Source organism: Schleiferilactobacillus harbinensis (assembly GCF_008694105.1).
GTDB lineage: Bacteria > Bacillota > Bacilli > Lactobacillales > Lactobacillaceae > Schleiferilactobacillus > Schleiferilactobacillus harbinensis.
The window spans coordinates 2,614,961-2,628,776 of record NZ_CP041364.1 but is presented as its reverse complement, the minus strand read 5'-3'; the positions used below and the strand labels follow the sequence as shown (position 1 = coordinate 2,628,776).

Here is a 13,816-nt window from a genome sequence, read left to right as displayed (position 1 = left end):
TCGTGGCACTCATTCCACCACTTGCTGGAAGAACGAAAAGTCATGTTCCGGTCCGTGGGTAGCGACGACTGCTAATTCAGATTGCACAAATTGGGCCATTTTCGTCATTCGGAGCGTCGTGGCCAGCTTAACTGTGCTATCACCCAGCGCCGCCGCTTCCACCTGATGGTCGGTTCGATAAAGCCACCACGCCCGAATAAACCGATACCAGATCTCCTGTTCCGCATCAGGATCCGCGGTGAGCAGTGCTGCGTATTGAGGCAGCTCCTCAGCAACGACGGCATACGCCTGCCGGTTCATTTCTAGAAACAGCTGGTTGAAGATCAGATGGAACCGCAGCTTAGGCGCTGCGGGGAAGCTGCTGTATTTCTGACTGCGCTTGAGCGCCACTTGAAACAGCCGCCGCTCATCATCCGGTCGCATCGCTGCCGCGAAAATGACAAAAACGTAGAGTTCAAATTCGCCCCAATCATTCACATTGTACAAATAATGCATAGCCTCGCGAGAATACTCGCCTGTGCTATGTTTTTTGATAAAAAGCGGTTCATCATGCAAAACACTCACGACTTCCTGCTTCATTACTTGCTGCACCCGCCAGTACAACGTATTGATCAATGTTGGCGCGTTCTGATACCGGGCAAAGCCGGCTTGTTCCCGAGCCGTAACATCGGCCAGAGTCTGCTGTTCCTCTGCTTTCGACGTGAGGTGCAAGCCTTGACCAAACAACCGGCGAAACATCGTGTTGCGGTTATAGTAACCGTCTTGGCCCCACGTCTTGGTTGCTGTCGGGCCCAAATGAACGTAGAAGAATTCTTCCGGTGTCGTGAAGATCCGATCCAGTACATGGAGAAAGCGATCCGTACTGATATCCGTCACGCCGCGCTCAAATTTTGAAAGAAACGAGGCCGTCACCTGCTCATCGGCCACCTCAGCCAGAGTCAATCCCTTGTTCTGGCGTATCTGCCGGACGGTAGCACCCAATTCAGCCATTTTATCCCCACCTTCTTAGCCTGGACGGTCATATATGACATTTGCCGCTCGCGCCCATTCTATTCTTCCTACACTGGAGCCACAAGTTAAGAAAGGCATGATGACAATGATTGTTTGGCGTTATGGCAAAAAATGGCAGATTGGCCTCTATCTGCTGATCAGCATATTCTCGAGTATCAGCAATGTGGGAAACGCCTGGATTACGACCCGCTTTTTTACGGCCGCCACTACGCGGAATACCTCGTTATTTATGAGCAGCGTTGAGTTGGGGCTAGGCATATTCGTCTCCTGGGGGGTTGCTCAGTGGCTTCTTAAAACCATGCGGGCGGTTATCGTCCGCACCGTCAATCTGCGAGTCAAAACCTTACTGATTCAATACTTGGTAGACGACGCGCCACTCACGACAAATAGCGGCCAGAGCATTTCGTTAATGACGAATGACTTGAAGCTGTTAGAGACTAACGGCATCCTCAACGAACTATTTATTCTGCGGGATATGCTGACGTTTGTCGGTGCGCTAATCGGCGCCTTCTATCTGGACTGGTTTATTTCTCTTGCTTTCTTTATCGGTAATCTGCTCCCCATGGGGATTTCCTCTTTGACGCAAAAAACCATCAGTCGTGCGTCTCAACACTGGTCGCAGGCGAATGCCGCTTGGACAGGGCAACTGAAGGATTTCTTAGCCGGGTTGGATACTGCGCGGGCCTATCAAGCCAACGGAGCGGTAAAAAAACGTACCGGGACATTAGCTAAAACGCTGGAGAACCGACTTTTCCACATGAATTTTTTGATCGGTACGGTGTCCGCCAGCGGTCTCACCGCGCTCATGGTCCTGGGTGTCTTGCTGCCCTATGGCCTGGGCATGGGGCGTGTCATCCAAGGAACTTTGACCCTGGCAAGTTTCATGGGCATCGTGCAGTTATCGAATGACCTGCGCAATCCCTTGCTGGATGCACTTGATGCCTATAACCAGCGGAATGCCGCTAAACCGGTGTTGAATCGGATCCGCATGGCAGAAAAGTCCATGGCGACGGCCACGGATGCCGGCCAGGCACTGCCGCAGACTGCCGCTAACAGTTTACTGATTGAGCACGCCACCGTGAAGATTGCGAACAGGACCATTTTGCACGACATCACGCTGCACATCACCCCCGGAGAGAAAGTATTGCTCATGGCCCCCTCCGGTTTCGGTAAATCCACGCTGCTCCGGGTGTTACAAGGCGAGATCCCGTTAGCCAGCGGTACTTACTCCGTGGCTGGTATCCCGGCCAACACAGTGAATCGGGTCGCCTTGCGCCAACATTTTGGGCTCGTGAAACAAACGCCTTTTCTGTTCAATGATACGTTGCGCTACAACATCACTTTGGGGGCAGAGTTCTCCGACGCCGCCGTGATGACGGCAGTTCAGACCGCCGGGTTAAGTACTCTGGTCGCGGACAAGGGCCTGGACTACCAAGTCGTCGAAAATGGCCAAAACCTCTCCGGCGGCCAGATTCAGCGGATCGAAATTGCCCGGGCACTGCTGCGCCAGCGACCGGTGCTGTTAGCCGATGAAGCCACGTCAGCTCTGGATGATCAGCTGGCCGATCAAGTCCGCCGAGAATTTCTCAGCGGACCGGAAACACTGATTGAAGTCGGCCACCAGGTCCCCGCGGCAGTGCAGGCCCAGTATGACCGGGTTATTCACCTGGATCAGCTGAGTGCACAGTCGGCTTAGCAGTCAACGCGTCTAAGAAAATCTGGCCGTATTTCTCCAACTTCATTTCGCCCACACCCTTGATGGCCAGCATCTCTTCTAAGATCTGCGGTTTCTCGTTGCTCATCGCCTTCAGCGTTTGATCTGGGAAGATCATGTAAGGCGGCAGCTTGGTGTCTTCCGCCAGTTGCCGGCGGACTTGGCGTAACGCTTCAAAGGTGGCATCGTCAGCCGGCAAGCTCTTCCGGGCTTTGATGGCCGTCTTACGGAACACCTTCTCCTGCCCGCGCAGCACAGCAGCTCCAGTTTGGGTCAGCGCCAGTGTTGGATACTGGCCGCCCTTAGTGACCAGCCAGCCCCCAGCCGTTAAGAAGTCGATGAACGTACTGATCTCCTTTTGCCGCTGATGCTGCATGAGCCCATAAGTCGACAGCTCATCCAAGCGCCACTGGCGGATACGCTGGTTGTTAGCCCCCGCCAAAATCTGAGCAATCACGACTTTGCCGAACCGTTCATGCACCCGCACCACACAGGACAGCACTTTCTGGGCATCCGTTGTCACATCCACCGCTTCCCGAGTATCCAAACAATTACTGCACCGGCCGCAAGGTTTAGTATCTTCTTGACCGAAATAACTCAGAATAAACTGTTGCAGGCACTGATCGGTATTCGCGTACTGGATCATCGTCTGCAATTTTTGATACTGCAGGTGCTTATGGGCCTCGTCGGCATCAGATTGTTCAATGAAGAAATGCTGCAATTGCACGTCCGCCGGTTTGAATAGCAAAATAGCGTCACTCTCTAGCCCATCCCGCCCGGCCCGGCCAGCTTCCTGATAGTAGGATTCCAGATCTTTGGGCATTTGCGCATGGATGACGAAACGCACGTTGCTCTTATCAATACCCATGCCAAACGCGTTGGTCGCGATCATAATCGGTTTGCGGTCAAATAAGAAGTCTTCTTGGCTGGCTGCCCGGTCCATATCAGCCATGCCGGCATGGTACCGGGCCACCGGCAATTTCTTCCGGGCGAGCAGCGTGTAGAGCCGATCAACTTCTTTCCGTGTACTCACATAAATAATCCCGGACTGATCCGGGTTTTTCTTTAAATAGTCCACCAGATACTTGTCTTCATCCTGATCCCGCACCACCTGAAAACTCAGATTATCCCGAGCAAAGCCGGTATTGATCAGCCCGGCGGCCGGAATCCCCAGCCGCTGGCGAATATCCTGGGCCACCCGCGGTGTGGCGGTGGCCGTCAGCGCGATTACCGCCGGATGGCTGGTAAGCCGTTCCGGCACCGCGGCCAGCGCCAAATAACTGGGCCGGAAATCGTGGCCCCACTGGGAAATACAGTGGGCCTCATCAATCGCCAGCAGGCTGATCTGAATGCCGTTCAACGCAGCCACGAACTCGTCGGACTCAAAGCGTTCCGGGGCCACGTAGAGCAGCTTCACTTCACCCATGGCCGCTTGGCGCAGGCGCTCGTCGATCTCCCGAAAATCGACGGCACTATTAATAAAGGTCGCCGGGATGCCGTTATCGTTCAGCGCATCCACCTGGTCCTTCATCAAAGCGATCAAAGGCGACACCACCACCGTCAACCCCGGCAGCAGCAGCGCTGGAATCTGGTAACACAGCGACTTGCCGCCGCCGGTGGGCATGATCACCAGCGTGTTAGCCCCCGCCAGCACCCGGTCAATGGCCTGTTCCTGACCCGTCCGGAAGTGATCGTACCCGAATTTCTCTTGCAGTAGTTGTTCTGCCTCTGTGTTTGCTAAAGTGATCCTCCTGTTCTTTTCCCCCATTGTACGTGCCCTGACTGGTTATGTATAGATTACGCAAAGTGCGTTGCCATTTGCGGCCGTTTCCGGTATCCTGAATGTAATTAATTCACGGAAGAAGGTTAGACATCATGCGCGGTTACGAAAAGACGAACAGTATTGAAACAGATATTGTGCGCTTTGGCGTTTCTTTTCGTCAATCCCTTGGTTTTATTCGGGTTGCTAACGGGACCAGTCTGTCCAAAAACAGCCGAATGACACGAAACCAATGACCGCCGAGACGCATAACCATTAGAGAGTAGAGCCATGGTGCGTAATTGCCATGGCCTTTTGCGTTCTCCGGCAACTTAAAGGAGAAAAAACATGTTATTACTGCAAGCCAGCCAAATCACTAAACAATTTGATCATGAACCGATTTTCACCGATATTTCTCTGCAACTCGCCGCCGGCGACCGGGTCGCCCTCGTCGGCGCCAACGGTACCGGCAAGTCCACCCTGATGAATATCCTGCTGGGCAGCGAGCAGACCGATGCTGGCGTCGTCAGCCGCGCCAAAGACGCCACCATTACTCACCTGAACCAGCAGCTGATTGATACCCCTGCCACCGTCACAGCCTTTCTTGGCGCCAGCCAACCGGCGCTGACCGAACTGCAGGACGCGTTGCACTATTGTGAAGACCAAATGAGCCAACCGGATGCCGACCTAGAGAAAAACCTCGCCCGCTATGCCGACCTGCAACAAAACTTTGAGGAACAGGGCGGCTATGCCTTTGCGGACCGGATCAACACCGTGATGAAGGGGCTGGACATTTGGGCTTACCGGGACACACCGATCAACGTCATGTCCGGCGGTGAACGGATGCGGGTCGCGCTGGCCCAATTGCTGCTGTCCGATGCGGATTTTTTGTTGCTGGACGAACCCACAAACCACTTGGATACCGCCGGCATCGAGTGGCTGGAGCAGTTTTTGCTCAAAGGCAAGACCGGTTATTTAGTCATTTCCCACGATCGCTTCTTCCTCGATCGGGTCACCACCCAAACCTGGGAAATCGAAGACGGCGAGCTGGTCACGTATCCGGGCAATTACTCGCGGTATGTGACGCTGAAGGCTGAACGCCTGGCCAGCATTCAAAAAGACCACGACCTGCAGGCCAAAGCAATTCGGAAACTGCAACTGCAGATTCGCCAGTATCGGCAATGGGGCAACGAGAGCCAAAACGAGAAGTTCTACCGGAAGGCCAAGGAGCTGGAAAAGCGCTTGGCGAAGATTCAAGTCATTCAAGTACCCCAGCCGCCGAAACACCGGCTGCAGGACGTCCGCACCGCCGGCCGGTCCGGTAACGACGTCATCACCGCCAAAGATTTGGGCGCCGCGTTTGGCGACCGGGTGCTTTTTGACCATGCCGCCTTCCAGATCCACCGCGGCGACCGGGTAGCGGTCACTGGCGCCAACGGGACGGGCAAAAGCACGCTGGTCAAACTCATTCTGGGCGAGCTATCACCCACCAGCGGTACGGTGAACTTGGGGGCCAGTGTGCAGGCCGGCTATCTGCCCCAGAATCCGCAATTCGACCGGCCTCAAGACCGGCTGCTGGCCCATGTGCAGGCCTTCATGCCCAACGAACAGGCGGCACGGCAAGCCATGGCCCGCTTCGGTTTCTTCGCCGAAGACGCCGCCCGCCGGCTCCAAGACCTCTCCGGCGGCGAACGAATTCGGCTGGTCCTGTTGCAACTGCTGCAACGGAAAATCAACTTGCTGATCCTGGACGAACCGACAAACCACCTGGACATTGCCGCCCGGGAGGAAATCGAGACGCTGTTGGCGGACTATGCGGGGACGCTGCTAATCGTTTCCCACGATCGGTATTTACTGCGGAAGCTGTGTGATCAGGAGCTGCATATTGCGGAGCAGCGGATCGTGCAGCGGGATTGGGATACGGCAAACTAGCAACCCGTTTGATTTGCGAAATAAAAACTTGCTTGGTATAATTTAGATAGAAAAAGGGCTGGTGCGACAACACCAGCCCCGTGCAAACCGCTTAAAGAGCGGTGGTCATGTTAAAGTCAGTTTCCTGTCCCTAACTTGCCAAAGCTATAGGGGGCAGGTTTTTTTAGTCCTTATCGTTGTGCTTCATATATTTGGACTAGTAAAAGCCCAAACGTCAGCATCAGCATTAGCGCTTCGTAATCCGTCACAGCCGCGAAAACCTTTCGTTAGTTTGCCCATCCCTGGACATCCCTGCTTTCTAAAATGTACTCAATTGTATACATGTCCGGTCTATGGTGGCACTTTAGATTTAGACCATTAAGAGTACAGTGTGTTTAGTCAATTCCGTAATTGCCGGCACCCCCGTCTGATTGAGATCAAACGAGTGTGAAGCACACAATGCCGACTAGAAATCATCTCTGAACGGTTTCCCATTCCGGCGTAAGCCCCGCCGCATATTGAATCAAATTTTGAACAGCGTTATCGTCTCGGTCAATGATGAGACCGCACTCGTAACAGCGGTACACGTCATGCTGGTGGTAAATGCTGTCGCCTTGGAGGGTCATCTTGCCGCCATAGCTTTCTTCTTTCTTGATATAGCCGCAGTTTGAACAGCGCTGCGTTGACGGGAAGAAACGATTGGCGATCACCAGATGACGATGATGCCAAGCCGCCTTGTACTCAATTGCCGTACGCAAGCGGCGAAAGAGGCCGCGCTGAAGGCCTTTGACCTTTTTATCGTCCATCATCATCCGGTGGACATCCAGATCCTCTATACAAGGAGCGGGATAATTCTTGATGATTCTGTGGCTGAATTTGTGGATTAGGTCATCCTGCAACGCATGTACCTGCTCATAGGCGCGATTCATCTTCGCTTTAATCCGCTGATAGGTCTTGGACCGGTAGTCGCCCGGATTTCTCCGCCGTTTCCGGTTCAGGCACTTTTGGTAATACTTGATGCGTTGATGCAGCACTGCCATCCGCGGTGTGAAGGTGTTGACGTCCCCGCCGTTCCAGCGAATGTGGCCCACGTTTACATCAATGCCGACAATGTCCCAGGAGTCATAAAAAGCCGGCCGCGGTGTATCTTCAACCAATACGTTGACACTGGCGTAGAACTTTTTTCCGCGCTTGGTTATCGTCACGGTTTTGATCTCGCCAGTAAAACGTAAAGTCTCCGCCATTTTGATGGCGCTGAAACGATGGCTGGCCGCATGGGGCCGATCCAGGGTCAGGTACTTGCCGGCAATGACCGCTCGATCCGTTGTAAAGCTTTGTTTAGGATCCCGCTTATGATGGAACTTAGGCTTGTGAGCGTCCGGCATAGCGGGATTGAAGAAATTCTGCCAAGCCTGATGCAGCCGATGGACAGCAGTTTGGAGCACCCGGGCTGAAAACTGATGCTGCCAGTCGGCTTTGTTCTTCACCAGCTCGTCTCGCACTTTGTACTCGCTGGGGCGCAGTTTCTTGTCCTCCATGGTTAATGACGCGTCATACATGTCATTCCATGCGGCCAAGCCTTTGTTCCAGCAAAAGCGATTGTAGTCCATCAGCTCGGCAATGACCGTAGCCATCTCGGCATTCGGATAGATCCGTATCTTGTGCGTTTTGATTGGCATTCGATTCACCTCCTCATAATTCAAGGATAACGAATCGAATGTATGTTTGTCTCCTTCCGTGCTCAGCTAATTTGAATCAAGATTCATCCAGAAAAGCTGTACTATGTGATAAAAAATGCTCAGGAACTTGATGGCCTTTGATTATGGATGCTTACACTTGACTACCTATTAGTCATTCGCAAACTCCTTCTGAGAAAAACCGCGACCACTGCCCTTTAAACTCCTGCCAAAACAGTATGCCATATTCCATTACATTCTCTGATATAAAAACGCCCTGTCCAAAAGTGGGAAATACACTTACAGACAGGGCGTTTATATTATTTATGGCTTCTCAAAACATGGCGTATACCAATTTTAAAAAGCTAATCCTGCGGATAAATCGCCGCCACTTGCTCCTGTGCCACCTTATGGGCCAAGAAGTCGTCATAATGCATATCCGCCCGATCCACGACGCCCAGCGGACCCACTTCAATAATATGGTTGGCAATCGTCTGGATAAACTGGTGGTCATGGCTGGTGAAGATCACAGCCCCGGTAAAATCGATCAGCGCGTCGTTGAGCGCCGTGATACTTTCCAGATCCAAGTGGTTCGTCGGATCGTCCAGCAGCAGCACATTGGCCCTGCTGAGCATGAGTTTGGCTAAGTAACTGCGGACTTTCTCACCACCAGACAGCACTGGCGTGGCCTTGAGCACCTCGTCGCCGGAGAACAGCATCCGGCCCAGGAAACCGCGGAGGAAGGTGTTATCGTCTTCTTCCTTGCTCTTCACGAACTGGCGCAGCCAGGACAGGATATCCAGGGAGTCATCGCTGAATTCCGGGGTCAAATCCTTCGGCATGTAAGCCCGGTTCGTGGTTACACCCCAGGTAATCGTGCCGGTGTCCGGCTGGTCATCACCGGCCAGCAGGCGCATCAGCTGCGTCGCCGTCACGTCGTTGCGGCTAATGATCGCCGTCTTATCGCCGGGGCGCAGCGTGAAGCTGACGTTATCCAGCACCTTAACGCCATCCACCGTCTTCGATACGTGGTCCACCCGGACTAAATCATTGCCCAAGGGCCGCTCCGGTTCGAATTTAATGAACGGATACTTGCGGCTGCTGGGTTTGATGTCGTCCAGCGTGATTTTATCCAGCTGCTTCTTCCGGGCTGTCGCCTGCTTGGATTTCGAGGCATTCGCGGAGAAACGCGCCACGAACTCTTGCAGCTGTTTGATCTGTTCTTCCTTCTTCGCATTCTGGTTCGAGCGCAGCTGCTGGGCCAGTTTGCTGGATTCCAACCAGAAATCGTAGTTGCCGACGAACATTTCGATTTTGCCGAAATCCACATCACACATCATCGTGCAGACCTTATTCAAAAAATACCGGTCATGGCTGACGACCAGGACAGTCTTGTCGTAGTCCGCCAGCCAGTTTTCCAGCCAATCGATGGTTTCGGGATCCAGCCCGTTAGTCGGTTCATCCAGCAGCAACACGTCCGGCGAACCAAACAGTGCCTGAGCCAGCAATACCTTGACCTTTTGCCCCTCCGGCAATTCGCGCATCAGCTTGTTATGTTCGCTGTCGCCGATGCCCAGCGCCTGCAACAGTTGGGCCGCGTCGGACTCAGCGTTCCAGCCGTCCATTTCCGCAAACTCAGCTTCCAAATTGGCCGCTTTGAGCCCATCTTCTTCAGAGAAGTCCGCCTTGGCGTACAAGGCATCCTTCTCCTGCATCACCGCATACAGCCGTTCATAGCCTTGAATCACCGTGTTCAACACGGTCTGGTCATCGAAGGCAAAGTGGTCCTGCCGCAGATTGCTCATCCGCTCGTGGGGATCCAGCTGCACCGTCCCCGTCGTCGGGGTCAGCTCGCCGGACAGAATCTTCAAGAACGTGGACTTGCCGGCCCCATTTGCCCCAATAATGCCGTAGCAGTTGCCCGGCGTGAATTTTAAATTAACGTCTTCATAGAGTTTACGATCGGAGAAAGTCATGGAGACATTCGTTACAGTTAACAAGGCGTACCTCACTTTTCTTATCGTTGTAGTGGGAATCAATACAATAGATGGCAACCTCGCCCACTGCATTGCGCAGTGAGACAAGGTTGCCACGGGTAGAAAGTTTCCTTCAGATTCTCTAAGGGTATCAGATGTTGCGAAAATAAACAATGGGGACACGTGCGGTTATTCACGATGGTCGAAATACTGGTGGCGGTCATAGTGATTGCGGCCGCGGTCGCGATGGACCGTGGCAATGAGGCCGAAGTCGCGGGTGTCGGGCAAGTTCAGCTGCTTGCACCAGGCTAAAAACGTCGTGAGCTGCTGTTCGACTGCTGGATAGTCTGTATACAATCCAATCAGATACTGACAAAAGGCAGCCGTCAATTTGATGGTCGTGGCGGCTATTTGCGCACTCAGCGTCTGCAATTCGGCCGCCAGGGTGGCCGCAGCGGGCAACCGCCCCGCAATCAGCTGGGTTTGAATCTCGTTCAAATAGGCCCCGCCCAAATCGTTGGCCACCTGGTCATCAAATGCCAGATAGTCCCGCAGCGTTGCCACCGCTTGGCGGAAAAAGGCCTGGTGCTGCGGATTACTCAGCGGAATAAGCAGATTGGTTTCAATAATCAAGCGCGCTTGACTCAAAGTCCACTGCGGCGTCTGGGCCAGCAGTGCCTGGACTGCCGCGATGGGCGCATTGCTCATGTACAATATATTTTGATTTGCGGTATAGACGCCCGTATATGCTCGCAACGCCAACGCCCGCATTTCCGGCAGTCGGTGATAGCGATTCGCCGTATAGAAATCCCGCAATGCCTGGAGGTCGCCAGCTTGGTAGTCTTGGTCAATTTGTTTAGAAAGCTGTTGAATCGCCGGCGGCCGCATCCCGCGATGCTGGAAAAGGAACTCATTAGGACTGATCGTCAGCCGCCGCAGAATTTCAAACAATTTGTCAGCACCGATGTTGGTTTGGCCCTTTTCAAATTTGGCATAAAACGACCGGGACACGATGCCGCTGTAAACTGCCTTTTGCGGTAATCCTTGGCCTAGCCGGAGTCGGCGAACAGTCTGCCCGTATGCTGTCATTTCCCCGCACCCTTCGTGATGTCTACTATATGAGCCATATTGTTTCATTTCCGTGGTTGACCGTCAAGTATGGTAGAGACAAGTTAAAAAGGAGTTGGGCAAAATGGATTACGAGAAGATTTTCGCTGAGATTGAAGATATCATGCACGTAGATTACGCTGGTGCATTAGACAAGCAGGACTGGCCGGTGAAGCGGCCAACCACAGCGGTGTTGCAGCACATCCCGGATGAGGAATCATTCGTGTACCTGGTGCAGCACTACTTGCAGCAATACCGGGACAAGCACGTTTTCTTCAGCAACGATCGCGTCCCCCAGGTCACTGTGGGCTTCACTACCCGCCGGTATGGGGCGGCCCTCTACGTATTGACCGCTGACCAGGAGAAACGGCTCAGCGTCGGCACGGCAATCACGGCGATTGATGGCCTGCCGATTCCAGCAGTGGCCGCTACGCACCAATTGGAACTAGACCCGGTACCTGAACGGCAACGGTTCAAGACCATTTTACTGACGGCCAAGACGATCACCCTGGCCGATGGTCAAGCATTGCCGCTGCACCACTTTCCGCAAACTGCAGCGCCTGCTGTATTTGCCTATCGCCAATTGCAAGCCGACATGGGTTACGTCAAGATGACCAATTTTACTGATTACACAGCCATTCATGAGTTCTATCAGCATCACTTAGCACAAATTGCTGAACTGCCCAAGCTGATTATTGATGTGCGCGTGAATAATGGGGGCGATGATCAGAATTTCTATCCATTATTGGCAGCGATGTTCACCGGCACCGTCCCGCATTCAACGATTTCTCCAGATACCGGCATGCAGATCAATGCGACTCCGCGTAATTATCATAACTGGCAGCGGGCGGTCGCAACCATACTGCCCAACGTTGATCCAGCGCTGCAGCCGACTCTAGAAGATTTCATCCAAATGCTGAAAGATCACCAGCACGACGGCTTGATTCCATTCGAACTGCCTGACACTGATACACCTGATGCACCCATCCAAGGTAATGTTCAGCCGCATCAAGTCGTGGTGCTGAGCGATTATGATTGCGGCAGTGCTGGGGATTCCTTCGTCATGGCCGCCAAGAAATCACCCCAAACCACGGTTATCGGCCGAGCAACTTACGGCGTATGGGATTATGCCAACGTAACTACTCAGGATTGGGACCATTTTCATCTAATGTATCCTGTTAGCCGCACTGACTGGATCGACCGAGGCGAAGGGATTGACCACGTTGGTGTGCAGCCGGATATTCATTTGCCATGGACGCCAGCAATGATTAAGGAGGACAAGGATTTGGCGTTTGCTGAACGATTCTTAAACAAGCGACACCAAATTAAAGCATTGGTATATGTATAGTAAAAAGACAAGACAAAATAAAATCAGTCCATCGTTAGGTGTGCTTTCCCACTTTTTCGATGAACTGGTTTTTTATTTAAAGATAATAAGGGAATATGGTATACTACTTTAGCAGAAGTTTTAAGGGCGGCGGCTGCGTTTTTTCCCGAAGGAAGTGAATGCCATGGGAACATGGAATAAACTAACGAAAGGTTTTCCGTAGCTTGAGTACGTACGAAGTCCTCATGCTGATTTTCACGTTTGGCCTGTTGGTTTGCGCGATTATCAAGGCTGTGGACAAATAAAAAGACCCGCCCCTTAGCTTTGACCAGTTGAGGGCGAGTTCTACTGTCTAAAACTGTCACCGCTCTTAAAGCGGTTTGCATCGGTCGGTGTTAGCGCACCGGCCTTTTATGTCTCCATTATACCAAGAACACTTTTTTGCCGCAAATCAGGGGGTTACTAAATTGGGTGCCCTTCACGTTCCTATCGACGAATCAAGTTCTTTACCCGTCCCTGAATTTCATCACGAACAGCCCGAAAAACCTGCAGCTTGTCCGCCTCGGTGCCCTGCGCCCTTGCTGGATCCGGCAAAGGCCAATGCTGCCGCTCAACGGCCGGCGGCGTCACCGGACAGCGGTCCCGCGCGTCGCCGCACAGGGCCACGACCAGATCAGAATGTTGCAAATAATCCGGATCGATTACTTTCGACTGGTTGTGTGAAATATCGATACCTTTCTCAGCCATCACCTGGACCGCCAACGGGTTCAGCCCGTGGGCTTCGATCCCGGCGCTGGCGACCCGCCAAGCGGGGCCTAACATTGCCTTGGCAAACCCCTCCGCCATTTGGCTGCGGCAGGAATTGCCGGTACAGAGAAAATAGACCTGCGGCATTATCATCACACCTCATTTTCTGCTGGTTTCAAGCGCGCTCATTATACCATTGGCGGCCGCCAATAGGGTGGTTGCTGCCCGAGTCGAGACAAAACTGCCGGAAAAACAACCAGAAACAGAATTGCCACCGCGACATCACCTAATGCACTGGCAGAAACGACGAGGCCAAATACGAAGCACCCTTTTACCAGCGGCGGAGCAGCGACGGGCCGCATGGCCTTTCTTAAACCGAAGGCCAGGAAGAGGCTCGCGATCCCTAGCAGGGCCAACAACATGGCGACGAAATATTGCCCCAGGGCATAATCCACCCCAGAGTATGGCTGTGTCAGTTTATACCAGCAGTAAAGGGAATAACCAAAAGCATAAATAGTTGCAGCATAAACCACTGCCGCCACCAGCGCCAAGACGATCACTCCGGCGTTAGACCTTTCCTTCATATTA

At 53.1% G+C, this 13,816-nt stretch carries 12 protein-coding genes; 4 read left to right on the top strand and 8 right to left on the bottom strand.

The annotated features are described in order from the left end of the window. Positions 1-9: 9 nt before the first annotated feature. Positions 10-990 carry a helix-turn-helix domain-containing protein gene (locus FMM01_RS12880; protein WP_150392788.1) on the bottom strand — a complete coding sequence of 327 codons (981 nt, stop codon included), beginning with the start codon at positions 988-990 and terminating at the stop codon, positions 10-12. Positions 991-1,087: 97 nt separating this feature from the next. On the opposite strand from FMM01_RS12880, the gene FMM01_RS12875 reads away from it, so the two are divergent. Beyond that, positions 1,088-2,707 (top strand): ABC transporter ATP-binding protein, encoded by a 1,620-nt coding sequence (locus FMM01_RS12875; protein ID WP_190973370.1) that lies wholly within the window; start codon positions 1,088-1,090, stop codon positions 2,705-2,707. Here FMM01_RS12875 and recQ read toward each other — a convergent pair. Beyond that, positions 2,670-4,493: a DNA helicase RecQ gene (gene recQ, locus FMM01_RS12870; protein WP_150392786.1), complete on the bottom strand. Its 1,824-nt coding sequence runs from the start codon at positions 4,491-4,493 to the stop codon at positions 2,670-2,672. The two genes, FMM01_RS12875 and recQ, sit on opposite strands and share 38 nt — an antisense overlap. 339 nt (positions 4,494-4,832) lie before the next feature. Between recQ and abc-f the strand changes: the two genes are divergently transcribed. Continuing rightward, on the top strand, positions 4,833-6,416 hold the full coding sequence (gene abc-f / locus FMM01_RS12865) for a ribosomal protection-like ABC-F family protein (RefSeq protein ID WP_150392785.1): 1,584 nt from the start codon (positions 4,833-4,835) through the stop codon (positions 6,414-6,416). A 170-nt stretch (positions 6,417-6,586) separates the two neighbouring features. Here the strand turns inward: abc-f and FMM01_RS16825 are convergent, their stop codons facing one another. From FMM01_RS16825 to FMM01_RS12850, 4 genes are all read right to left on the bottom strand, one after another. After that, on the bottom strand, positions 6,587-6,664 hold the full coding sequence (locus tag FMM01_RS16825; RefSeq protein ID WP_371859401.1) for a putative holin-like toxin: 78 nt from the start codon (positions 6,662-6,664) through the stop codon (positions 6,587-6,589). A 204-nt stretch (positions 6,665-6,868) separates the two neighbouring features. Continuing rightward, complete coding sequence (locus FMM01_RS12860; protein ID WP_150392784.1) at positions 6,869-8,074, bottom strand: RNA-guided endonuclease InsQ/TnpB family protein; 1,206 nt, start codon at positions 8,072-8,074, stop codon at positions 6,869-6,871. Positions 8,075-8,436: 362 nt separating this feature from the next. Continuing rightward, positions 8,437-10,071 (bottom strand): ABC-F family ATP-binding cassette domain-containing protein, encoded by a 1,635-nt coding sequence (locus tag FMM01_RS12855; RefSeq protein ID WP_223849946.1) that lies wholly within the window; start codon positions 10,069-10,071, stop codon positions 8,437-8,439. A 165-nt stretch (positions 10,072-10,236) separates the two neighbouring features. Next, positions 10,237-11,136 carry a helix-turn-helix domain-containing protein gene (locus tag FMM01_RS12850; protein WP_190973369.1) on the bottom strand — a complete coding sequence of 300 codons (900 nt, stop codon included), beginning with the start codon at positions 11,134-11,136 and terminating at the stop codon, positions 10,237-10,239. A gap of 103 nt (positions 11,137-11,239) precedes the next feature. Here FMM01_RS12850 and FMM01_RS12845 point away from each other — a divergent pair, with 103 nt between their 5' ends. Both FMM01_RS12845 and FMM01_RS16820 read left to right on the top strand, forming a co-directional pair. Beyond that, positions 11,240-12,502: a S41 family peptidase gene (locus FMM01_RS12845; protein ID WP_150392782.1), complete on the top strand. Its 1,263-nt coding sequence runs from the start codon at positions 11,240-11,242 to the stop codon at positions 12,500-12,502. 203 nt (positions 12,503-12,705) lie between these two features. Then, on the top strand, positions 12,706-12,786 hold the full coding sequence (locus tag FMM01_RS16820) for a putative holin-like toxin (RefSeq protein ID WP_223850077.1): 81 nt from the start codon (positions 12,706-12,708) through the stop codon (positions 12,784-12,786). A 181-nt stretch (positions 12,787-12,967) separates the two neighbouring features. Here the strand turns inward: FMM01_RS16820 and arsC are convergent, their stop codons facing one another. After that, entirely contained in the window at positions 12,968-13,375 is a 408-nt protein-coding gene (arsC, locus tag FMM01_RS12840) for an arsenate reductase (thioredoxin) (RefSeq protein ID WP_150393294.1), read from the bottom strand. A 41-nt stretch (positions 13,376-13,416) separates the two neighbouring features. Continuing rightward, positions 13,417-13,812, bottom strand: a complete 396-nt coding sequence (locus FMM01_RS12835; RefSeq protein WP_150392781.1) for a hypothetical protein — start codon at positions 13,810-13,812, stop codon at positions 13,417-13,419. Positions 13,813-13,816: the final 4 nt, after the last annotated feature.